The organism is Erwinia psychrophila (genome assembly GCF_039023475.1).
Lineage (GTDB): Bacteria > Pseudomonadota > Gammaproteobacteria > Enterobacterales > Enterobacteriaceae > Erwinia.
Genome location: NZ_JBCHVB010000008.1, coordinates 77,790 through 99,051, shown reverse-complemented (window position 1 = coordinate 99,051; position 21,262 = coordinate 77,790). Strand labels below are relative to the sequence as shown.

Below are 21,262 nucleotides of genomic sequence, written 5' to 3'. Positions count from 1 at the left end.
TTATGGCGACCAGCCCCAACCACACCTTACAACGCAACCTTAATACGCCACTACCGTTACCCAATTTGCATCACCTCCGGCAGGCGCTTCGCTTACCCGCTTAAGCGTTCCGCTTTCAGCATTAATTTCATAGCTGCCGGTAACCGCGCTCTTTTCACCGCTGGCAATCAGCCAGCGGCTATCAGGCGAAATCGCAAAGCCGCGCGGCTGTTTTTCAACCTGCCAGCTATCAATCAGCGTCAGCTTGCCGTCCGCCTTATTCACCCGGTAACCGCTAATTGTGCTGCTGGTCCGCTCGCTGACGTAGAGAAAACGTCCATCCGGCGTCAGGTGAATATCGGCTGCCCAGATACGCGGCGTGGTGTCGCTGTAGCCCGGCGGTCGCTCTTTTCCATGTTCCAGTTTGTATTTTTCAGCAACGGCATTCGGCACCTCCGCCACTTTTACCAGCTCGCCGCTGGCTTCACGACGGAACTGCGTGATAAGGCCGCCCATCTCGCCAATGTTGTAGAGATAGCGGTTATCCGCTGAGAGCACCGAGTGGCGCGGTCCATTCTCTGCGGCAGTGTCGACATAACCCTTACCGAGCGCCGTCAGTTCACCCCCGGCGTTCAGTTTCAGCTGCAGTACGCGATCGGTGCCGAGATTACCGACATAAGCATTTTTCCCGCTGGCATCAACAATCACCGAATGGGCCGCGTGTCCGGTTTTATAGCTACCGACCGGCGGCGCAATCACTTTGCCATCGCTGGCGAGCCGGTAGACGTGCACCACGTCGCCGTCATATGAGGCACCAAGCAGAAAGCGCCCCTGCTGGTCTGTGCTGATATAGGGATAACTGGCCGCCGCGGCCACGGCGTCGGGCTGGCTCAGATCGCCGGTTTTGCTGTCGATGCGCCAGCTCACCACCTGTAGCGGCTTACTGCGAATCGCCGCATAAAGATGTTTGCGATCGGCGCTCAGTACCGTCGGCATCACTTTTCCTGGCGTTTGGGTGTGTCCCAGCAGTTGCAGCGCACCCGTTTGTTCGTTCAGCGCGTATCGCGCGATGGTGCCATCACCGGCTTCTGACACGTAGACGAATGTTTGCGCCAGCAGGGGCGCGCTGGCGGCCATCGATGCTAATAGCGTCACCGCACGTAATATTTTCTTCATGCTGTTTCCTTTGCGTACCAACTACGGACGTTTGGCGTCACAGCGCCAGTTATCGATCAAAAACGGCATCGTTACGCTTCTTATGCGGCAGCGCGTTGCGGGCGCATGCGTCGAAAGCGGCGGCGCTGATAAGCATCGCTTTGCAGTGAGGCCTTAACGAAACCCATGCTGGCGCGGTCAGTCTGGTTAACGTTAAGCGTCAGAATGATGCGGCGGAAAAGCGAGCCTTCATATTGTTGTGTCATGCGTCACCTGTAGGGTTAAAAGCACCGCTATAGGTATACGCAGCAACAGGGGGAAGCGGATAGGGAGTATTGCCAGGTAAAACTTATGCAAACGCCCTGGGGTTTTTGAAATTCATGAGGTTACATCAATTCCCGACGAAGAGTTTATGCCTGGTTTGTGCGCTGGCTCACTGGCAGTTTTTTACTGTCTGGGCAGAGAACCAGGAGATTCGGTTTTTTTAAAGCAGCCCCTCGGTTAATGCTGTTTTGTCTGCCGGGAAGAGAGCGGTATACCTTACCGGGCTTTCCACCCTACACAGCAGGCACATATGAGTACACACACGCGTATCCGCAAATTCAATACCAAAGAAACCTATCCCAACCAGTCGCTGGACAACGATCTCTGTCAGGCCGTCCGTGCGGGCAACACCGTTTATGTGCGCGGGCAGATCGGCACCGATTTTGAAGGGAATCTCATTGGGCTGGGCGACCCGGCTGCTCAGGCCGAACAGGCGATGAAAAACGTCAGGCAGCTGCTGGAAGAAGCCGGTAGCGATCTTTCACACATCGTAAAAACCACCACTTACATTATCGATCCCCGCTACCGCGAGCCGGTCTATCAGGTAGTTGGAAAATGGCTGAAAGGGGTATTCCCCATTTCTACGGGCCTGGTGATTTCCGGCCTGGGGCAGCCGCAGTGGCTGATGGAGATTGACGTCATCGCGGTGATCCCCGACGACTGGCAGCCACAATAAGGAGCGCATGCGATGACGTTATCAATCGTCGGGCGCTGCGCCCGGACCGGTCAAATGGGAATAGCCATCAGCTCTTCCAGTATTGCCGTAGGCGCGCGCTGTCCATGGTTAAGAGCGGGAGCTGGCGCGGTTTCCACACAAAATATCACGCTACCGTCGCTTGGCCCGCAAATTCTGGATCGTCTGCAGCTGGGCGATACGGCAGAAGCGGCGCTTCAGGCGGCTCTTAAGAGCGATCCGCATTTTCAGTATCGCCAGGTTACGGTGCTTTCAGCCGATGGGCAGGCGGCCTGCTTTAGCGGTGATAAAACGCTTGGCGTTAATCATGCGCTGACCGGCGTCAACTGTGTTGCCGCAGGCAATCTGCTGGCGAACACCGATGTGATCCCGGCAATGGTCGTGGCATTTGAGCAGCACGAAGGTCACCTGGCTGACCGTTTGATAGCCGCGATGCAGGCCGGCATGACATCCGGTGGAGAAGCGGGTCCCGTGCACTCGGCGGCCTTGTCGATTGTTGACGATCGGGTCTGGCCGCTAGTCGATCTTCGCCTGGACTGGACCGAGGCGGATCCTGTAAAGGGCCTGGAACGGTTGTGGCAGGCCTACCGGCCACAGATGCAGGACTACATTATTCGTGCGCTCGATCCGACCCAGGCGCCCAGTTACGGCGTGCCGGGCGACGAGTAGAATTTGGAGAAACCTGATGTTAACCAGTCGAACGCTGCTTGAAAAGCTGGTGGCCTTTGATACCACCAGCCGGGAGTCCAATCTGGCGCTGATTGATTTTGTCTGGCGTTATCTGACCGATCTCGGCGTCAGCTGTGAACTGATCCACAATACGGAACGCAGCAAGGCCAATCTCTATGCCCGCCTGGGGCCGGCAGGGAGTGGCGGCGTGATGTTATCCGGCCATAGTGACGTGGTGCCGGTGGATGGGCAGGCCTGGAGCGTGCCGCCCTTTACCCTTACCGAACGTGACTGCAAGCTCTACGGGCGCGGCACGGCTGATATGAAGGGTTTTATCGCCAGTATGCTGGCGGCGGTTCCTCACTTCCTGGCGCAGCCCCTGACCCAGCCGCTGCACCTTGCGATTTCCTACGATGAAGAGGTTGGCTGCCTGGGCGTGCGCAGCCTGCTTGACGCGCTGGCCCAGCGCCCTGACAAGCCAGCTATCTGCCTGATTGGCGAGCCGACCGGGCTAAAAGCGGTCTCAGGACACAAGGGCAAGTCCGGCATGCGCTGCGAGGTGAAAGGCGCTGCCTGCCACTCGGCTTACGCGCCGCAGGGCGTCAACGCCGTTGAATACGCCGCTAAGCTGATCCAGCGCCTGACGGTGATTGGCGAACGCCTGGCTGCGCCGGACCGGCAGGATGCACGATTCGATCCGCCGTTCACTACCGTGCAGACCGGGGTGATTGCTGGTGGCACCGCCTTAAATATCGTGCCGGCTGACTGCACATTTGATTTCGAGGTGCGGACGCTGCCGCAGCAGGATGCGCAGCAGGTGGTCAATGAGTTGGAAGACTACGCACAGAGTGACCTGCTGCCGCAAATGCGCGCGGTAAATCACCACACGGCAATCCACTTTTATTCCCTCAGCAGCTATCCCGGACTGGATACGCCAGCGGACAGTCCCGCCGCCAGGCTGATTGCTCATCTGACGGGCTCCGGCGAATTAAGCACCGTTGCTTTCGGCACCGAAGGTGGGCTCTTTCATCAGAACGGGATTTCCAGCGTGGTTTGCGGGCCGGGCAGCATGGAGCAGGGCCACAAGCCGGACGAGTTTATCACTCTCGATCAGCTGAACGCCTGCGATGAGATGCTGCGTCGTCTCGCGGCCTGGATGAGCCGTTAACCCGTTCAGCGCAGGCTCAGCCCCTGCTTTATGTTTTCCAAACGTCAGCTTCAGGAAGCACTAACCGCGTAAGGCGCAAAGAAGCCGTATGCTGCTGGCAAGCAATAACAGCCCCGTTTTCTGGAGATCTCATGGTAAGCGCAGAAGTTACCCCATTCCCACAGGCCGAGCGTATCCCTGACGCGCCGGTAAAAACCCCAATCGCCGTGCGGCTGGATGGCGTGCTGAAACGCTTTGGTGACGCCATCGCCCTGCATAAAATTTCCCTGACCATTAAAGAGGGGGAATTTATCACGCTGCTGGGGCCATCCGGCTGCGGCAAAACCACCTTGCTCAACCTGATGGCCGGCTTTGCCGAGGCCGACGGCGGCGAAATATTTATTGATGGTGAGCTGGTAACGGAAATCCCGCCCTATCAGCGCGAAATTGGCATTGTGTTTCAGAACTATGCACTTTTTCCGCACATGACGGTAGAAAAGAACGTGGGGTATGGACTGCGGATGCGTGGCGTGCCAAAGGCCGAAATCGCCGGACGCGTCGAGCAGGCTTTGGCGCTGGTTAAGCTGGCAGGGTTCGGCCATCGTAAACCGCGTGAACTCTCCGGCGGCCAGCAGCAGCGCGTCGCACTGGCGCGTGCACTGGTGATCCGCCCGAAGGTGCTGCTGCTGGATGAACCTTTTTCTGCCCTGGATAAAAACCTGCGTCTGTCGATGCAGGTAGAGCTGAAGGCTATTCAGCGCAAGCTGGGTGTAACCACCGTGTTTGTGACACACGATCAGGGCGAGGCGCTAAGTATGAGCGATCGAGTGGTAGTGATGTCGGCAGGGCATGTGCGGCAAATCGGCTCGCCGGATGAGATCTACCGGCGGCCAGACGATCCTTTTGTTGCAGGCTTTGTCGGCGACGTGAATATTTTGCCTGGCCGCTATGCTGGCCGCGATACCCTGGCGGTGATTGAACTGGGCGGTAACACGCTGCGCCTTCCCGCTGAACGGGTGCAGGGCACCATTGGCGAACGGCTGGATGTATATGTCCGGCCTGAGAACATGCAGCTCGGCCCACTTGGCCCGGATTCCTGCCTCAGCGCCACGGTGATCGCCCATGTGTTTCAGGGCGATCATGTCGATGTGCATCTGGATGCACCGGCCTTAGGCAGCGCCATGCTGTTTGCGCGTCAGTCCGGACTGGATTCACTCACCCGCTGGCCGGTCGGCAGCGTGGTCGGCGTGAGTTTTGCCGACGAGGGCGTATGCGCCTTTACCAGCGAAAAGTAGGGACAACATTCATGATACCCGAAATGATGAACGCCATAATCGCCAGCAAGCCGGGCGGTGCAGAAGTGTTACAGGTTGTGCAGCGTCCAGTGCCGGAGGCGGGCGCTGGTGAGGTACTAATCCGCGTGGCAGCCGCAGGCGTTAACCGTCCCGATATTATGCAGCGCAACGGCATGCCGCTGCCGCCCGGCAGTATGGATATTCTGGGTCTCGAAGTCTCCGGCATTGTAGTCGCGTTGGGTGATGGCGTGAAAAGCCCTGCGGTCGGCACCCCGGTTATGGCGCTTCTGAGCGGCGGTGGCTACGCCCAGTATGCCCTTGCAAGGGCCGAACTTTGCCTGCCAGTGCCCGAGAACCTGTCTTTACGTCACGCGGCTGGTCTCCCGGAAGCCGCTTTCACCGTCTGGCATAATCTGTTCGAACTGGGACGGCTGATGCCCGGCGAAACTGTGCTTATCCACGGTGCGGCCAGCGGCGTGGGGACTTTTGCTATTCAGTGCGCTCAGGCCTTCGGTGCTCGCGTCATTGCGACAGCCGGCGGCAGTAAGAAAATTGCTTCGCTACAGCAGCTCGGCGTATGGCGGGCGATCGATCGCCATAACGAAGATTTTGTTGCCGCGATCCTGGATGAAACTCACGGCACGGGCGTGGATGTAGTGCTGGATAACGTCGGCGGCGACTATGTTGCGCGCAATCTGAGCGTTCTTGCGCCGGGTGGTCGCCATGTCAGTCTCGCCTTTATGCAGGGAGCAAAAATCGAGCTGGATCTCCAGCTAGTGATGCGTAAAAGCCTGAGTCTGACCTCCTCGACGCTACGGCCAAAAAGCGTGGCTGAGAAAGCACGGCTGGCTCAGTGCATCCGCGACCATCTGATGCCGCTGGTGGCCGAAGGCAAAATCTTGCCAACGCTTTATCAGACGCTGCCTTTGCAGCAGGCGGCTGAAGCCCATCGCATTCTTGAAGCTAACGCTAACATCGGCAAAGTAGTGTTGCAGACAGATAGCGCCGGAGGTGTTCTTTGATGCAGCTTTATTACGCTTCCACCTCGCCCTACGTGCGTAAGGTGATGGTGGCGGCGCGTTGTCTTGGCCTGGCGGAGGAGATTGAGCTGCTGGCGTCGGCGGCTCATCCAGTCGAACGTGACGAGCGCATCGCCGCTTTTAATCCGTTAGCCAAAGTGCCTGCCCTGCGGACAGAAGAGGGGATATGCCTGTATGACAGCCGGGTGATTTGCGACTACCTCAACGCCAGAGCCGGCGGCACATTAATCCCTGCGCATGGTGATGCCCGCTGGATCTCGCTCACGCGGCAAGCACTGGGCGATGGCCTGCTGGATGCAGCCCTGCTGGCACGCTACGAGTTTAGCGCCCGCCCGCAGGAAAAACAGTGGAAAGCGTGGGCTGAGGCGCAGCTGAATAAGGTTGCCGCCGCGCTGGCTGAAATCGAACGTCATGCGTCCTGTTTCCACCCATTGCCTGACGATCTGGGGCTGATTACCGTCGGCTGCGGGCTGGGCTACCTCGACTTCCGCTTTGCCGGACTTAACTGGCGGAGGGACCATCCGCAAACCGCCGCCTGGTTCGCCACTTTCGATGCGCATCCGGCTATGGCGGCCACGCGCCCTCATGTTTAACCAGGAGCCTGCATGTCACAGCAGATCTATTTTCTTAACGGGCCTAACGCCAACCTGTACGGCCTGGATAAAAGCGGCATCTACGGCAGCGAGAGCTTTGCCAGCATCGTTGAATGCTGCCATCGTCGTGCTGAATCACTTGGCATCACGCTGGTCTTTCGCCAGAGCAATCACGAGGGCGTGCTGGTCGACTGGATCCAGGAAGCGCGTCAGCACGCTGCCGGGCTGATCATCAATGCGGCAGGCCTGACCTACAGCTCAGTGCCAATCCTGGACGCGCTTCTGATGTTTGACGGTCCGGTAATCGAGGTACACATGAGCAATATCTGGCAGCGCGAGCCGTTCCGCCATCATTCAATGGTCTCTAAAGCGGCGACCGGCGTCATTGCCGGGCTGGGCGTACTGGGCTATGAGCTGGCTATCGACGCGGTGGTCAGCCTGGCCGGAGCAAAAAACGCATGAGTACCCTGGTCTTTTACAGCGAGTTCGACAGCTTTGAGGAGTGGTCAGCGTTGCTGTCACCTTATCTGCCGGGAATAACCCTCTGCCGTGCCGGGGAAGTCAAAGATCCCGACGCCGTTGAATTTGCGCTGGTCTGGAAACCCCCGCACGGCTTTTTTGGCCCCTATCGCAATTTAAAACTGCTGGTTAACCTTGGCGCAGGCGTTGATTCACTGGTGGGGCGGGATGATTTGCCTGAGATCCCCATTATCCGTTTATCTGACCCCAACATGGGGCGAATGATGGCGGGGTATGTGCTGTTTGCCGTCTTGCGCTATGCGCGCGATATTCCGGCCTTCGAGCGTGCGCAGCGTGAGCGTCGCTGGCACTATCTGCATCCACGGTTGCCGTCAACAGTGCGCGTTGGCGTGCTGGGGCTGGGAGAACTGGGATCGTATGCGGCGATGGAGCTGGCCAGGCAGGGCTTTGACGTACACGGCTGGTCCCGCTCGCAAAAATCGCTGGAAGGGATCGTTTGCCGCAGCGGCATGACGTCGCTGGATGAGTTTCTCGCCGGGAGCGACATTTTAGTGGTTATGCTACCGCTGACGCCGCAAACGCAGGGTCTGCTCAGCGCAGAGAGGCTGGCGAAGCTGCCTCGCGGAGGCGCTTTTATCAACGTTTCCCGCGGTGCCATTGTGGATCAGGCCGCCCTGACGCAGGCGTTAAGCAACGGAAATATCGGCGAGGCCACGCTGGATGTCTTCGATCGTGAGCCGCTGCCGCCGGACGATCCGCTGTGGGCGATGGACAATGTGCTGATAACGCCGCATCTGGCCTCGGTAGCGATTCCCGCCACCGCCGCGCAGCAGGTAGCCGAAAATATCCAGCGTCTGGCGCGGGGTGAGCCGGTTCTGAACCAGGTCTTTCCAGCACGTGGCTACTAATCGCCCCTCTGCCAGGAAAGACGTCTGAGTTACGCCACGTTCACCACCTGCGGGTCGAAATAGCTTGGTGCGGCCATGCCTGGAATGTACTGGTCCGAAATAAACATCCGGCAGCGTTCGGCGAAGGCATTGACCACCATCGACTGCTGCACGTGTGCCACAGTGGCATAGCCGAGCTGCATCGGTTTATTCACTCCCGCAAGCCGCACGCGGATCACCCGCTTGCCGTCCTGAGAGAGGTTAGCCTTTGGCCGCACATTGGCGATGCCAAAGCCGACGCCGTTAGCCACCATAGCCCGCACCACCTCAATATTGCTGGAGCGCATAACGATATTGGGCGTCACGCCAGCCTCGCTGAACAGGCTGAGAAAGTATTCACGGCTCCAGGGCATATCCAGCAGCACCATAGGCTGGCTGGCTAAATCCTGTAGGGTTACCGCCGACTGGGTGGCAAAAGGATGATGCTCCCCCACCATCACATAGGGCGGCAGCTGGGCCAGCGACTGAAAAGAGATATCATTAGCCGGCACCAGATCGTAGGTCAGCGCGATATCAATATCGGCAGAGCGCAGCTGCTTCAGCAACTGTTCATGGTTGCCCTCTACCAGCGTAATGCGCACGCCGGGAAAGGCGCGGCCAAAGCCGAATACCAGCTCAGGCGTCAGCATAGGGGCCAGCGTATCCAGACAGCCCACGCGCAGCGGGCCACGCACGCTGTTGAACGACTCTGAGGCAATGGTGTAAAGGTTCGACATCTGCACCAGGATCAGCTTCGCCTCTTTCAGTACCAGGTGGCCAATCGTGGTGAGCGAAACCCCCTGCGCATGATGGCGTACAAACAGCTGCACGCCCAGCTCAGCCTCAATATGGGTGATGGCGGCGGAAATCGACGGCGAGGAAACATGGATACGCTCCGATGCGCCTATGATGCTGCCCGCCTCTCCGGAAGCGACAAAATATTCCAACTGGCGTTGGGTTATGCGACTGAGCATGCAGGTTCTCCTGGCAGCGCTGACGCGATCTTGTCGCGTCAGTCATTATGATAGTGCTTCTTGCCATGCATTTATCATGCCTGTGGGCAGATAAAAGCATAATCACCTGCCAGAGCAGGATGTCCCATTCGCTTCTGCCTCATCACTGCTTAAGAAAACCCGTTGTAAAGCCGCGCGACTTTTAGCGTCAGAAATTCTGACGCAAGGGCGAGGGAAATGCTGTTTTACCGGCTTAACGACTCACGGCAGAATCGATCCCACACCAGAAGACCGCCTTTGCACTATTTTGGAGCAGTGCGTGACGCCGACGGTGGTCAATACCCACTACAACAGTCATTTCATTCATTGGGGACGAGAATATGTTGCGTAAGATTTATGCCTTAACATTGTTGACCAGCGTGCTGAGTACGGGAAATGCGATGGCCGCAGAAAAGCTCATCGTCAGCACCTGGGGCGGCAGCTTCAAAGATCTGATCGATCAAACCATCGCGAAAGAGTTCACCAAAGAGACCGGCGTGGAAGTGCAGTTCGTTACCGGCGGCACCATTGACCGTCTGAATAAAGCCAAACTGGCTGGCGGCTCGCCGGAAACAGATGTGACCTTTACTACCGCGCACATTGGCTTCCTGTATGCCAACAGCGGCCTGTTCGAAAAGCTGGACATGAGCAAAATCCCCAATGCAGTTAACCTGGTTAAACAGGCTAAGGTCAGCCCTTATCACCTGGGCGTGTGGGGCTATGTCTACACCATAGGTTATCGTCCGGACCTCGTACCCGAAGGCGAAACTTTCACCAGCTGGAACGATCTGTGGAAGCCTGAACTGAAAGGCTCGCTGGCTCTGCCAGACTGGGACCCCAGCCATATTATTGCGGTTTCGGCAAAACTCTCCGGCGGCGATGCCGCGCACTGGGAACAAGGGCAGGCGAAGCTGAAAGCACTTATTCCCAATATCAAATCTTTCTATACCAACGACGCCAATAGCCAGCAGCTGATCTCCACCGGCGAAACCCCGGTGCAGGTGATGCTGTCGATGAATGCCTACAGCATGATGGCGGAAGGCGTCAACATTAAGCTCGCTATTCCTGAAGAAGGCGCGATCCTTGGCGTAGATACCGTTGGTATCAACAAAGGGACTAAACATGCGGAGTTAGCTTACAAGTTCATGAATATCGCGCTAAAACCCGAAATTCAGGAGCAGGTGGCGAAGATCTATCGCGGCAGCCCAACGGTGACCAACGCCCATATCGATCCAGAGCTGGCGAAGCTGCCCGGCATGTTGACCACTGCCGCCCAGTGGGATGCCACCATCAACACCGATCCGCAACTGCGTGCCGAGAAAACCGCCGAGTGGCGCAAGTGGTTCTCCGAAAACATCATGTCTCACTGAGTTAATCGGGCGGCACCCGCTGCCGCCCAGGCTCAATGGCTGGTCGCAACACTTTATTCAGGCAGCAACGTCTATGACGAGAAAACCGACATTTTTACCCTGGTTCATCATTCCCGCTACGCTGACGGCGTTCGGGCTTGTTGTTGCCATGTTCGCCGTGATGCAGTTCAGCGTGCGGGCCTATATTCCAGGCTCACTGGACGTTGGTGGCTTTACCCTGGCCAATTTCAGCGGCCTGTTCAAAACGCTTTATGCCGAAGCCTTTCTCAATACGGTCATGCTCAGCGCCAAAACGGCGATCTTTGGGCTGCTGCTGAGCTACCCGTTGGCTTACGCGCTGGTGCGTACGCGTACCGCCTGGGTTAAATCCACCATTTTAATTATTGCCATTACGCCGCTTTTCCTTGGCGAAGTGGTACGCACCTATTCGTGGATTATTGTGTTGGGTAACAGCGGCTTCCTGAACAGCCTGATGCTGGGGCTGGGCCTGATCGATAAACCCATCCAGTTTATGTTCACCCAGAGTGGCGTGGTGATGGCGCTGGTGCACGTCACCATGCCGATTATGGTGCTGATGCTGGCCACCGCCATTTCACACATCAACCCGGATTACGAAAAGGCCGCCATCAGCCTGGGCGCAGGGCCAATCCGCACGCTGCTGACGGTAACCATTCCGCTCTCAATCCCCGGCATTGTCGCCAGCCTGACGACGGCCTTTACCTGGACATTCAGCGCTTTCGCCACGCCGCAGTTGATCGGCGGTGGACGCGTCAGCACGGTGGCCACCATGGTCTACCAGCTTGGCTTCTCATCGCTGAACTTCCCGTTCGCTGCGGCAATGAGTATTGCCGGACTGGCGCTGACCATTCTGCTGCTGATCTCGTTGAAACGTATGACGCGCTCGCTGCTGGCGATCGGAGGACATTAATATGATGCGATCGAAACACGACAAAGGGGTGACGCTGCTCGGTCGGCTGCTGGTCATCGCTATTCTGGCGTTTGTTATGCTGCCGACCGTGGTGGTGTTTATCTCTTCATTCAGCAGCACATCGGTCCTGTTTTTCCCGCCTAAGGGATGGTCGCTGCGCTGGTTTGAACGCGCCCTCAACTATGACGATTTCCGTCATGGGTTCTATTCCGGGCTGATTGTTACCGCGTGGGCCTCCACGCTGGCGGTGGTGATAGGGGCCACGCTGGCGATAGCGATCGAGCGCTACAGCTTTCCCTGTAAGCAAGTGCTGGAAGGGATACTGCTGTCGCCGCTGTTTATTCCGCACTTCACCATCGGCCTGGGACTGCTGATGCTGGTTTCACAGTTTGGGATTGGGCGTGGTTATGCGCTGGTGGTGTTCTGCCATGTCCTGCTGGTGCTGCCGTTTGTACTGCGTAGCGTTTACGTCTCGCTGAAAAACCTTGAGCAGCGCATTGAGCTGGCGGCTGCCAGCCTGGGCGCTTCGCCGCTGCGCGTGCTGTGGACCATCACGATGCCGCTGATTTTACCCGGCCTGTTCGGCGGCTGGCTGTTTGCGGCGATCCTTTCATTCAATGAGTTTACTGCTTCACTGTTTATCACTACCCAGGCAACGCAGACCCTGCCGGTGGCGATGTATAACTATGTGCGTGAATTTGCCGATCCAACCCTCGCTGCTATTTCGGTTATTTATATTTCGGTCACAGCAACTCTGTTAATTATTGCTAATAAATACCTCGGCCTGGGGAAAGTATTGAATATTGAAGCGGGGCATTGATACATACCCGAGGCATTACCCTTATTACTGTTAAAAAAGCCTGATTATCATTAATACAACGCCCGTTCAGGATTATTGCTGAAGGAACGGGGGTCGATCATTATTAGGGATTTCACATGTCTGTAGAAAAAATAAATACCGTTATTGTTGGTGCGGGTCAGGCAGGTATTGCGATGAGTGAACATCTGTCACTGATGGGCGTGCCGCATGTTGTGCTGGAGCGCAGCCGTATTGCCGAACGCTGGCGCTCAGAGCGCTGGGACTCTCTGGTCGCCAATGGCCCAGCCTGGCACGATCGCTTTCCGTCGCTGAAATTCGACAACATCTCTCAGGAAGCTTTTCCGCCTAAAGAGCGCATGGCGCAATATTTTGAAGAGTATGTCAGGATGCTTGATGCGCCGGTGCGTACCGGCATTGAGGTTCATCAGGTGCAACGGCTGGCCGGACGTAGCGGTTTTAAAGTAGTCACCTCGGCAGGCGAATTCGAAGCGGATAATGTGGTGGCGGCAACCGGCCCGTTCCAGAAGCCCTCTTTTCCGCAGCTCGTTCCAGAAAGTGCAGCAGTGCAACAGATCCACTCCTCGGTCTATAAAAATCCGCAGCAGCTTCCCGCCGGTGGCGTAATGGTGATAGGCGCGGGTGCTTCAGGCACACAAATCGCTGAGGAACTGAGAAAATCAGGCCGCGACGTCTATCTGTCTGTGGGAGAACACTATCGCCCGCCGCGCTCGTACCGCAATCGCGATTACTGCTGGTGGTTAGGCGCGCTGGGCCTGTGGGATGAAGTGAAAATCAAGCCTAAAAAAGAACATGTGGCCTTTGCTGTCAGCGGCTACGAAGGCGGTAAAACCGTCGATTTCCGCCGTCTGGCGCATATGGGTATTACGCTGGTAGGGATCACCAACGGCTGGGAAAACGGCGTGCTGAGTTTTGCCGGAGGCCTGGCTGAGAATATTGCCGAAGGCGACAAAGCCTATTTTGACGTATTGCGTGATGCCGATGCCTATATTGAGAGGAACGGACTGGATTTGCCACCAGAGCCGCAGGCATGGGAGCTGTTGAGCGATCCTGATTGCCTGATAAACCCGCTGTCTCAACTGGATATAGCCGCCGCAGGCGTCACCACGATTATCTGGGCCACCGGCTTTAAATTTGATTTCAGCTGGCTACAGGTGGACGCTTTTGATGATAAAGGCCTGCCGTTTCATAAGCGCGGTATTTCTGCCGAGCGTGGGATTTATTTCCTGGGCCTGCCCAATTTAGTCAACAGAGCCTCCTCTTTTATTTATGGCGTCTGGCATGATGCGAAATATATCGCCGATCATATCGCCCTGCAAAATGCTTATACTGATTACACCAGGTCTTAATTAGTCTGCACCTCTCTTTCCCTGATATCAGACGGCTAATTAACCTTTAGCCGCTTTTTTTACCGGACGGCTAACGTGACAATTACCTGCATTGAAGAGTTGCGGCATCTGGCGCGTAAGCGGGTGCCGAAGATGTTTTATGACTATGTGGACGCCGGTTCTTGGACAGAATATAGCTACAGAGCCAACGAAGCTGATTTGCAGCGTCTTGAATTTCGCCAGCGCGTAGCCGTCGATATTTCTCACCGCAGCACCGCCAGCAGCATGATAGGACAGGCGGTTTCCATGCCGGTAGCGATTGCCCCCACCGGACTGACCGGCATGGTGCATCCCGATGGTGAGATCCTGGCGGCGCGCGCTGCTAAGGCGTTCGGCATCCCCTTTACGCTGTCGACCATGAGCATCTGCTCAATGGAAGCGGTGGCGCAGGCCACGAATTACTCTCCCTTCTGGTTTCAGCTCTACGTAATGCGCGATCGTCAGTTTGTGGCCAGTCTGATCGAGCGTGCCAGGGCCGCTAACTGTAGCGCACTGGTTATCACCATGGATCTGCAGGTATTCGGCCAGCGGCATAAGGACATAAAAAACGGCCTGTCGACGCCACCGAAAATGACGCTGCGCAATCTGCTTAATATCGCCAGTAAACCGCGCTGGTGTCGTGGTATGTTAGCCACGCGCAACCGCAATTTTGGCAATATTATCGGCCATGCCTGCGGCGTGGCGAATATTGATGCGATGATCGAGTGGACACAGCAGCAGTTTGATTCCAGCTTGTCGTGGCAGGACGTGGAGTGGATAAAACAGCGCTGGGGCGGCAAGCTTATTGTTAAAGGGATTATGGATGCTGAGGATGCGCGTCTGGCGGTTGCAGCCGGTGCCGATGCCGTCATTGTCTCCAATCACGGCGGTCGCCAGCTGGACGGTGTCTCTTCTTCGATATCCCTGTTGCCAGCCATTGTCGGGGCGGTAAAGCAGCAGGCGGAGGTGCATTTTGACGGAGGTATTCGTTCCGGGCAGGATGTGCTTAAAGCCGTTGCGCTGGGTGCGAAGGGCACTTATATCGGGCGCAGCATGCTTTATGGCCTGGGCGCGATGGGGGAGCAGGGCGTCACTACCGCGCTGAATATCATCCGCAATGAGTTTGATCTGTCGATGGCATTTTGCGGTAAAACGGAAGTTGCTGCGGTCGACAGCACTATCCTGCGTAAGAATATCTTCTGACGATTAGTCGCCGCAATCTGACGGATGAATGTCTACCGGCCCATCACGGGCCGATTATCAGACTATTTCTGGCTGTCCGGCCGTTTTTTGCTGACGCTCGCGGATCGTCGTGACTTTGTCACAGTAAACCACGCTGTTTTCAGGAATATCTTTGTTAATAAAAGACATAGCGCCAATAATAACGTTATCGCCGATGCGAACATCCCCGATGATACAACTGTGCGCGCCTATTTCTACATTATCGCCGATGATGGTTTTATCCAGCATGTTCACCAGCACATCTGAAACACCTTCGCCGGGGAGGGCGCTTTCCCTCCCCGGCAGCCGGGCTTAACGCAGGTCGAAACGATCCAGGTTCATCACCTTAGTCCAGGCCGCCACGAAATCCCTGACGAATTTTTCGCGGGCATCGCTACTGGCATAAACCTCAGCGACGGAACGAAGGATCGCATTTGAGCCGAAGACCAGATCCGCACGAGTGGCGGTGAATTTCACCTCTCCGCTCAGGCGGTCGCGCCCCTCAAACAGCTCTTCAGAGACATCGGTGGCTTTCCATTCGTGACGCATATCCAGCAGATTGATGAAAAAGTCATTGCTGAGTACCCCGGTGCGATCGGTGAAGACGCCGTGCGGGCTGCCGTCGAAGTTGGCGCCCATTACGCGCAGGCCGCCCACCAGCACCGTCAGTTCCGGCGGGGTTAACGTCAGCTGCTGCGCTTTATCAATCAGCAGCGCTTCTGTTGAGGTACTGCCTCGTTTCCCACGATAGTTACGCAGCCCGTCGGCGGCAGGGTTGAGCAGCTCAAACAGATCGTTATCCGTCTGCGCCTGAAGCGCATCTACCCGCCCTGGTGAGAAGGGCACCTTAACGTCGATCTCTGCCGCTCTGGCCGCCTGTTCCACGCCTACAACGCCGGCCAGCACAATGATATCGGCCAGTGAGGCTTTGTTCGCTTTCTGCTGAATGGCTTCGAGGAGAGGAAGTACGCGAGCGGCAACCGCATTCACTTCCCACGCTCTTTGTGGCATCAGGGCCAGCCGTGCGCCGTTAGCCCCGCCCCGTTTATCCCCGCCGCGGAAGGTCGAAGCCGATGCCCAGGCGACCGAAACAAGTTCGCTGACGGAGAGGCCCGCCTCAGCGATCTCCGTTTTCAGCTGGTCAATGTCGGTCGCGGTCGGAGAGTAAACCGGCTGCGGCAGCGGATCCTGCCAGATAAGGTCTTCCGCAGGCACTTCCGGACCGATGTAGCGCGCTTTTGGCCCCATATCTCTGTGGGTCAGCTTGTACCAGGCGCGGGCAAAGGCCTCATTAAATGCCTGCGGATCGTTGAGGAACCGGCGGGAAATTTTCTCAAACTCCGGATCGAAGCGCAGCGTCAGATCGGTCACCAGCATAGTCGGCTTGCGTTTTTTCGCCGGATCGAACGGGTCCGGGATCGCATCAGGGGCGTCAACGGCTTCAAACTGAATAGCGCCCGCCGGGCTGCGCGTCTGTACCCACTCATATTTGAACAGGTTTTCGAAGAAGTAGTTGCTCCACTGCGTGGGCGTCTGCGTCCAGGTCACCTCAAGGCCGGAGGTAATGGCATCGGCACCCGCGCCGCTGCCAAACTGGCTGGCCCAGCCCAGACCCTGGGCTTCAATCGGGGCGGCTTCGGGATCAACGCCAACGTGGCTGGCGGCGCCTGCGCCATGGGTTTTCCCCAGCGTATGCCCACCGGCAATCAGCGCAACCGTCTCTTCGTCATTCATCCCCATATTGCCAAAGGTGGCGCGGATGGCGGGGGCGGCTGACGCGGGGTTGCCGCTGTTTTCCGGCCCTTCCGGATTGACGTAAATCAGGCCCATCTCAGTGGCGCCCAGCGGCGCCTGAGCCAGCGATTCCGGATGACGGTGCGCCAGCCAGGTTTTCTCGTCGCCCCAGTTCACATCAAGGTCAGGTTCCCAGACATCCTCACGTCCGGCGCCGAAACCAAAGGTGCGAAAACCGGCGTTTTCCAGCGCGACGTTACCGGCCAGAATATAGAGGTCGGCCCAGGAAATTTTCTGACCATACTTCTGTTTCACCGGCCAGAGCAGACGACGGGCTTTATCCAGGCTGACGTTATCGGGCCAGGCGTTTAAGGGCGCAAAGCGCTGCTGCCCGCGGCCTGCGCCGCCACGGCCATCCGCTGAGCGATAGGTTCCTGCGCTGTGCCAGGCCATGCGGATAAAAAGACCGATGTAACTTCCCCAGTCGGCAGGCCACCAGGGCTGTGAATCCGTCAGCAGGGCTTTCAGATCGCCCTTCAGCGCGTGGTAATCCAGATGGCTGAACGCTTCCCGATAGTTAAACGCTTCTCCCAGCGGATTCGCGCGGCTGGAGTGCTGATTCAGCAGATCCACGCGCAGCCGATCGGGCCACCAGTCGTGATGGCCGGTCCCACCGCCGGCGGCCTGGTTATTGTTACCCTGATGAAAGGGGCATTTTCCGGCAGATAAAGCGTTTTGTGTATCAGTTGGCGTGCTCATTATGATGCTCCATTTTTTGTCTGGCTACACCTTATCCCTCGCCATCAATAAGTCATACCTGTATTAACCTACAGATTTGATAGTCACTGCCTTTGATAAATGGGGTGGGGGAAAGCCGCTATTCTTAAGATTCTGAAAGTGTGATCGGCGTAGAGACAATCTTTTTTGTAATCGATTACTTTTAGGAGATGAAATGTAATCGATTACTATCCGATCGGAGAGCGCATAATGGCTATTTTGCAAAGTTCTGACACTAACCGGATGCCGCAGCGGTGGCTGATACCACGGCTTTCACTGATGATGTTTATGCAGTTTTTTATCTGGGGTAGCTGGTCTGTCACCCTGGGGCTGGTGATGACGCAGCATAATATGTCGCTGCTGATTGGCGATGCTTTTTCTGCCGGCCCTATTGCCTCTATTCTTTCCCCCTTCGTCCTCGGCATGCTGGTAGACCGGTTCTTCCCCTCACAAAAAGTGATGGCGGTGATGAACCTGCTGGGCGCGGGGATCCTGTGGTTTGTCCCTCACGCGCTGGAAACGGCAAATGGCGCGCTGCTGATCGGGTTACTTTTCGGCTATACGCTCTGCTACATGCCGACGCTGGCCCTCTCCAATAACATCGCGTTCCATAGCCTTGCAAGCAGCGACAAAAGTTTTCCAGTGGTGCGCGTATTCGGCACTATCGGCTGGATTGTCGCCGGGATCTTTATTGGCGTAACCGGCATTTCCGCCAGTACGACCATTTTCTCACTGGCGTCGGTTTGTTCTGTCGCGCTGGCCGCCTACAGCCTGACGCTGCCGCACACGCCCGCCGCGGCAAAAGGACTGCCCTTTAAGGTCCGCGATCTCTTTTGCGCGGATGCCTTTGCGCTCCTCAAAGTCCGCCATTTCTTTATCTTTTCCCTGTGCGCCACGCTGATTTCGATCCCTCTTGGCACCTATTACGCCTACACCGCTTCATGGCTGGCGGACGCTGGCGTGGAGAACGTCAGCACCGTGATGTCGTTCGGACAGATGTCGGAAATCTTTTTTATGCTGGTGATCCCGCTGCTGTTCCGCCGGCTTGGCGTGAAGTACATGCTGCTGATCGGCATGTGCGCCTGGTTTGTTCGCTATGCGCTGTTTGCCTCGGGTATGGGTGATGAAGGGCGGGCGCTTATTTATCTCGGCATTCTGCTGCACGGCGTCTGCTACGATTTTTTCTTTGTGGTGGGTTTTATCTACACCGACCGCATTGCCGGCGAGAAGGTAAAAGGGCAGGCGCAGAGCATGATTGTCATGTTTACCTACGGCATCGGCATGCTGCTGGGCTCGCAGATCTCCGGCGCGCTTTACAACAATCTGCTTGCCGGACAGCCCACGGCAGAAAACTGGGCGATTTTCTGGTGGATCCCTGCCGTTGCGGCAGCGGCGATCGCCATTCTTTTCCTCTTCACCTTTAAGTATCGGGATGAAGAGGGTTGATAACGGGAGGTGGGCATGAAAACGTTAAAAGGTCCGGGTATTTTTTTATCGCAGTTTATTGATCGGCAGGCGCCGTTTAATTCCCTGGAAGGGATGGCGCAGTGGGCTTCCGCGCTGGGGTATAAAGCGTTGCAAATCCCCTGTAATCACCCGGCGATTTTCGATGTTGAACAGGCTGCGGAGAGTCAGGCTTATTGCGATGACGTCACGGGCATGCTGGCAAAGTATGACCTCGTCATCAGCGAGCTTTCCACCCATCTGGAAGGGCAGCTTATCGCTGTCCATCCGGCTCACGATGAGGCTTTTGACGGCTTCGCGCCGGCTGAGGTGCGGGGCAACAGCGCTAAGCGCACCGCCTGGGCCACAGGAATGCTGAAGAAAGCGGCGTCGGCGTCGGCGAAGCTGGGCCTGAGCGCTCACGCCACCTTTTCCGGCTCGCTGGCCTGGCCCTATCTCTATCCGTGGCCGCCGCACAATCCGCAGCTGTTCAGCGAGGCCTTTGCTGAACTGGCGCGCCGCTGGCTGCCGGTGCTGGATGAATTCGATCGCCACGGCGTGGATCTCTGTTATGAAATTCATCCCGGCGAAGATTTACATGATGGCGCCACCTTTGAACGCTTTCTGGCTGAGGTGAACCACCATCCGCGCTGCAACATTTTGTTCGACCCGAGCCATTTGCTTCTGCAACACATCGACTACCTGAGCTTTATTGATATCTATCATCCGCGCATTAAAGCCTTTCACGTGAAGGATGCGGAGTATCGGCCCAACGGCCGCAGCGGCGTTTACGGCGGCTATCAGCCCTGGATTAACCGGGCTGGCCGCTTCCGCTCGCCGGGCGATGGTCAGATCGATTTCAACAGCATTTTCAGCAAGCTGGCGCAGTATGACTACGACGGCTGGGCCGTGCTGGAGTGGGAATGCTGTCTGAAAGAGAGTGAGACGGGCGCGCGTGAAGGGGCTGAATTTATTCAGCATCACATCATACCGGTCGCCGGACGCGCCTTCGATGATTTTGCGGCCAGAGAGGATCAAAAGGCGAGCGTCAGAGCGCAGCTGGGCCTGAGCAGAGGAGATTGTGATGATTAATGCCGGCATTATTGGCAGCGGCTTTATCGGTCCGGCGCATATTGAGGCGCTCCGCCGTCTCGGCAACATTCATGTGGTGGCGATTTGTGACAGGGAACAAGCGAAAGCGGAGGCGCATGCGGCGCAGCTGAATGTGCCGCATGCCTACAGCGATGTCGCTACCTTCCTTCAGCACGAGGGGCTGGAGGTGGTACATAACTGTACGCCCAATCACGTCCATGCCGCGATAAACCGCCAGGTACTGCGCGCCGGTAAGCACCTTTTCTCGGAAAAACCGCTCTGCATGACGATGGAGGAAGCCCGCGAGCTGGTCGATCTGGCTGAGCAGGCGGGCGTGGTGCACGGCGTCAGCTTTGTCTATCGTCAGTTTGCCATGGTTCAGCAGGCCGCCAGCATGATGCGACAGGCGGAGCTGGGGCGGCTTTTTTCGGCCCAGGGCAGCTATGTGCAGGACTGGATGCTGGAGGAGACCGACTATAACTGGCGGGTAAATGCGGAAAAAGGCGGTGCCTCAAGGGCCGTTGCGGATATTGGCTCACACTGGTGCGACACTATTCAGTTCACCACCGGGAAAAAGATCGTGGAGGTGATGGCCGATCTCGCCATCGTCTGGCCGGGCCGTAAAGCCAGCGTGCAGCAGGGCGCCACCTTTGGCGGCAGACAGGAAGCGCCGCAGTATGAATCCCATGAAGTCACCACGGAAGATATGGGCTTCGTGCTGTTTCGCTTTGACGACGGCAGTAAAGGCAGCTTCAACGTCTCGCAGGTCTCTGCCGGACGTAAGAACCGGCTGGCGTTTGAAGTGAACGGCAGTATTGCCTCGCTGGCGTGGGATCAGGAGACGCCGCAGCAGCTCTGGATTGGTCATCGCCATCAGGCCAATCAGCTGCTCTCAGACGATCCCTCGCTGCTGAACGCTGACGTTGCGGGACGGGCGCGCTTTCCCGGTGGGCACATTGAAGGCTGGCCGGATGCGTTCCGCAATATGATGCAGCAGTTCTATCTTGCGGTGGCGCAGGGCAGACCACCGGCGCAAAAGGAGGCTGCGTTTGCGACCTTCCACGACGGCGCGCAGGTGATGGCGATTGTTGATGCCATTGTGCGCAGCCATCAGCAGCAGCGCTGGATGAAGGTCGAGTGGTGAAGACGCAGTTAACTTATTGTTGGGGCGGATCTATGATAGCCTGCGTTCCATCTG

General features: G+C 57.0%; 21 protein-coding genes. 16 read left to right on the top strand and 5 right to left on the bottom strand.

Features of this window, described 5'->3' with window-relative positions; all coding sequences use genetic code 11:
• Nucleotides 1–39: 39 nt before the first annotated feature.
• Entirely contained in the window at nucleotides 40–1,155 is a 1,116-nt protein-coding gene (locus AAH446_RS17320; protein WP_342907919.1) for a lactonase family protein, read from the bottom strand.
• 80 nt (nucleotides 1,156–1,235) lie between these two features.
• A complete protein-coding gene (locus AAH446_RS17315) occupies nucleotides 1,236–1,400 on the bottom strand; it encodes a hypothetical protein (protein ID WP_342907918.1) in 165 nt (54 codons plus the stop codon).
• 308 nt (nucleotides 1,401–1,708) lie between these two features.
• Between AAH446_RS17315 and AAH446_RS17310 the strand changes: the two genes are divergently transcribed.
• The 8 genes from AAH446_RS17310 (at nucleotide 1,709) to AAH446_RS17275 (ending at nucleotide 8,284) form a co-directional block, all read left to right on the top strand.
• Nucleotides 1,709–2,134, top strand: a complete 426-nt coding sequence (locus AAH446_RS17310; protein ID WP_342907917.1) for a RidA family protein — start codon at nucleotides 1,709–1,711, stop codon at nucleotides 2,132–2,134.
• Nucleotides 2,135–2,146: 12 nt separating this feature from the next.
• The gene (locus tag AAH446_RS17305; protein WP_342907916.1) at nucleotides 2,147–2,821 is read left to right on the top strand and encodes a DUF1028 domain-containing protein; all 675 of its coding nucleotides are present in this window, start codon (nucleotides 2,147–2,149) and stop codon (nucleotides 2,819–2,821) included.
• A 16-nt stretch (nucleotides 2,822–2,837) separates the two neighbouring features.
• A complete protein-coding gene (argE, locus tag AAH446_RS17300; RefSeq protein ID WP_342907915.1) occupies nucleotides 2,838–3,989 on the top strand; it encodes an acetylornithine deacetylase in 1,152 nt (383 codons plus the stop codon).
• Between the two features lie 131 nt (nucleotides 3,990–4,120).
• Nucleotides 4,121–5,263 (top strand): ABC transporter ATP-binding protein, encoded by a 1,143-nt coding sequence (locus AAH446_RS17295; protein ID WP_342907914.1) that lies wholly within the window; start codon nucleotides 4,121–4,123, stop codon nucleotides 5,261–5,263.
• 23 nt (nucleotides 5,264–5,286) lie between these two features.
• On the top strand, nucleotides 5,287–6,285 hold the full coding sequence (locus AAH446_RS17290; RefSeq protein ID WP_342907913.1) for an NAD(P)H-quinone oxidoreductase: 999 nt from the start codon (nucleotides 5,287–5,289) through the stop codon (nucleotides 6,283–6,285).
• Nucleotides 6,285–6,896, top strand: coding sequence for a glutathione S-transferase (locus tag AAH446_RS17285; RefSeq protein ID WP_342908009.1), 612 nt, complete (start codon nucleotides 6,285–6,287; stop codon nucleotides 6,894–6,896). Before AAH446_RS17290 ends, AAH446_RS17285 begins: the two co-directional genes overlap by 1 nt.
• A 12-nt stretch (nucleotides 6,897–6,908) precedes the next feature.
• Nucleotides 6,909–7,358 carry a type II 3-dehydroquinate dehydratase gene (locus tag AAH446_RS17280; RefSeq protein WP_342907912.1) on the top strand — a complete coding sequence of 150 codons (450 nt, stop codon included), beginning with the start codon at nucleotides 6,909–6,911 and terminating at the stop codon, nucleotides 7,356–7,358.
• Nucleotides 7,355–8,284, top strand: coding sequence for a 2-hydroxyacid dehydrogenase (locus AAH446_RS17275; protein ID WP_342907911.1), 930 nt, complete (start codon nucleotides 7,355–7,357; stop codon nucleotides 8,282–8,284). Before AAH446_RS17280 ends, AAH446_RS17275 begins: the two co-directional genes overlap by 4 nt.
• A 29-nt stretch (nucleotides 8,285–8,313) precedes the next feature.
• On the opposite strand, the gene AAH446_RS17270 is transcribed toward AAH446_RS17275, so the two are convergent.
• Nucleotides 8,314–9,276 (bottom strand): LysR family transcriptional regulator, encoded by a 963-nt coding sequence (locus tag AAH446_RS17270; protein ID WP_342907910.1) that lies wholly within the window; start codon nucleotides 9,274–9,276, stop codon nucleotides 8,314–8,316.
• Between the two features lie 359 nt (nucleotides 9,277–9,635).
• Here AAH446_RS17270 and AAH446_RS17265 point away from each other — a divergent pair, with 359 nt between their 5' ends.
• From AAH446_RS17265 to AAH446_RS17245, 5 genes are all read left to right on the top strand, one after another.
• Nucleotides 9,636–10,664 carry a polyamine ABC transporter substrate-binding protein gene (locus AAH446_RS17265; RefSeq protein WP_342907909.1) on the top strand — a complete coding sequence of 343 codons (1,029 nt, stop codon included), beginning with the start codon at nucleotides 9,636–9,638 and terminating at the stop codon, nucleotides 10,662–10,664.
• A gap of 73 nt (nucleotides 10,665–10,737) precedes the next feature.
• A complete protein-coding gene (locus tag AAH446_RS17260; RefSeq protein WP_342907908.1) occupies nucleotides 10,738–11,592 on the top strand; it encodes an ABC transporter permease in 855 nt (284 codons plus the stop codon).
• A gap of 1 nt (nucleotide 11,593) precedes the next feature.
• Nucleotides 11,594–12,412, top strand: a complete 819-nt coding sequence (locus AAH446_RS17255; protein WP_342907907.1) for an ABC transporter permease — start codon at nucleotides 11,594–11,596, stop codon at nucleotides 12,410–12,412.
• Between the two features lie 116 nt (nucleotides 12,413–12,528).
• Nucleotides 12,529–13,779, top strand: coding sequence for a flavin-containing monooxygenase (locus AAH446_RS17250; RefSeq protein ID WP_342907906.1), 1,251 nt, complete (start codon nucleotides 12,529–12,531; stop codon nucleotides 13,777–13,779).
• A gap of 75 nt (nucleotides 13,780–13,854) precedes the next feature.
• A complete protein-coding gene (locus AAH446_RS17245; RefSeq protein WP_342907905.1) occupies nucleotides 13,855–15,000 on the top strand; it encodes an alpha-hydroxy acid oxidase in 1,146 nt (381 codons plus the stop codon).
• Nucleotides 15,001–15,057: 57 nt separating this feature from the next.
• On the opposite strand, the gene AAH446_RS17240 is transcribed toward AAH446_RS17245, so the two are convergent.
• Complete coding sequence (locus AAH446_RS17240) at nucleotides 15,058–15,279, bottom strand: LbetaH domain-containing protein (protein WP_463322829.1); 222 nt, start codon at nucleotides 15,277–15,279, stop codon at nucleotides 15,058–15,060.
• A gap of 51 nt (nucleotides 15,280–15,330) precedes the next feature.
• Nucleotides 15,331–17,511: a catalase/peroxidase HPI gene (katG, locus tag AAH446_RS17235; protein WP_342907904.1), complete on the bottom strand. Its 2,181-nt coding sequence runs from the start codon at nucleotides 17,509–17,511 to the stop codon at nucleotides 15,331–15,333.
• Nucleotides 17,512–17,739: 228 nt separating this feature from the next.
• Here katG and AAH446_RS17230 point away from each other — a divergent pair, with 228 nt between their 5' ends.
• The 3 genes from AAH446_RS17230 to AAH446_RS17220 are packed head-to-tail and all read left to right on the top strand — an operon-like array spanning nucleotide 17,740 to nucleotide 21,208.
• Nucleotides 17,740–18,975: an MFS transporter gene (locus AAH446_RS17230; RefSeq protein ID WP_342907903.1), complete on the top strand. Its 1,236-nt coding sequence runs from the start codon at nucleotides 17,740–17,742 to the stop codon at nucleotides 18,973–18,975.
• Nucleotides 18,976–18,990: 15 nt separating this feature from the next.
• Nucleotides 18,991–20,064 carry a sugar phosphate isomerase/epimerase family protein gene (locus AAH446_RS17225; RefSeq protein WP_342907902.1) on the top strand — a complete coding sequence of 358 codons (1,074 nt, stop codon included), beginning with the start codon at nucleotides 18,991–18,993 and terminating at the stop codon, nucleotides 20,062–20,064.
• The gene (locus AAH446_RS17220) at nucleotides 20,057–21,208 is read left to right on the top strand and encodes a Gfo/Idh/MocA family protein (protein WP_342908008.1); all 1,152 of its coding nucleotides are present in this window, start codon (nucleotides 20,057–20,059) and stop codon (nucleotides 21,206–21,208) included. The genes AAH446_RS17225 and AAH446_RS17220 overlap by 8 nt, the downstream gene beginning before the upstream one ends.
• The last annotated feature ends 54 nt before the right edge of the window (nucleotides 21,209–21,262 follow it).

Excerpts from the sequence above, each read along its gene's own strand:
- AAH446_RS17315 (WP_342907918.1), bottom strand. The coding sequence starts at position 1,400 with ATGACACAACAATATGAAGGCTCGCTTTTCCGCCGCATCATTCTGACG.
- AAH446_RS17290 (WP_342907913.1), top strand. The coding sequence starts at position 5,287 with ATGATGAACGCCATAATCGCCAGCAAGCCGGGCGGTGCAGAAGTGTTA.
- katG (WP_342907904.1), bottom strand. The coding sequence starts at position 17,511 with ATGAGCACGCCAACTGATACACAAAACGCTTTATCTGCCGGAAAATGC.
- AAH446_RS17220 (WP_342908008.1), top strand. The coding sequence starts at position 20,057 with ATGATTAATGCCGGCATTATTGGCAGCGGCTTTATCGGTCCGGCGCAT.
- AAH446_RS17275 (WP_342907911.1), top strand. The coding sequence starts at position 7,355 with ATGAGTACCCTGGTCTTTTACAGCGAGTTCGACAGCTTTGAGGAGTGG.
- AAH446_RS17265 (WP_342907909.1), top strand. The coding sequence starts at position 9,636 with ATGTTGCGTAAGATTTATGCCTTAACATTGTTGACCAGCGTGCTGAGT.
- AAH446_RS17225 (WP_342907902.1), top strand. The coding sequence starts at position 18,991 with ATGAAAACGTTAAAAGGTCCGGGTATTTTTTTATCGCAGTTTATTGAT.
- AAH446_RS17310 (WP_342907917.1), top strand. The coding sequence starts at position 1,709 with ATGAGTACACACACGCGTATCCGCAAATTCAATACCAAAGAAACCTAT.
- AAH446_RS17255 (WP_342907907.1), top strand. The coding sequence starts at position 11,594 with ATGATGCGATCGAAACACGACAAAGGGGTGACGCTGCTCGGTCGGCTG.
- AAH446_RS17230 (WP_342907903.1), top strand. The coding sequence starts at position 17,740 with ATGGCTATTTTGCAAAGTTCTGACACTAACCGGATGCCGCAGCGGTGG.
- AAH446_RS17285 (WP_342908009.1), top strand. The coding sequence starts at position 6,285 with ATGCAGCTTTATTACGCTTCCACCTCGCCCTACGTGCGTAAGGTGATG.
- argE (WP_342907915.1), top strand. The coding sequence starts at position 2,838 with ATGTTAACCAGTCGAACGCTGCTTGAAAAGCTGGTGGCCTTTGATACC.
- AAH446_RS17320 (WP_342907919.1), bottom strand. The coding sequence starts at position 1,155 with ATGAAGAAAATATTACGTGCGGTGACGCTATTAGCATCGATGGCCGCC.
- AAH446_RS17295 (WP_342907914.1), top strand. The coding sequence starts at position 4,121 with ATGGTAAGCGCAGAAGTTACCCCATTCCCACAGGCCGAGCGTATCCCT.
- AAH446_RS17250 (WP_342907906.1), top strand. The coding sequence starts at position 12,529 with ATGTCTGTAGAAAAAATAAATACCGTTATTGTTGGTGCGGGTCAGGCA.
- AAH446_RS17305 (WP_342907916.1), top strand. The coding sequence starts at position 2,147 with ATGACGTTATCAATCGTCGGGCGCTGCGCCCGGACCGGTCAAATGGGA.
- AAH446_RS17270 (WP_342907910.1), bottom strand. The coding sequence starts at position 9,276 with ATGCTCAGTCGCATAACCCAACGCCAGTTGGAATATTTTGTCGCTTCC.
- AAH446_RS17260 (WP_342907908.1), top strand. The coding sequence starts at position 10,738 with ATGACGAGAAAACCGACATTTTTACCCTGGTTCATCATTCCCGCTACG.
- AAH446_RS17280 (WP_342907912.1), top strand. The coding sequence starts at position 6,909 with ATGTCACAGCAGATCTATTTTCTTAACGGGCCTAACGCCAACCTGTAC.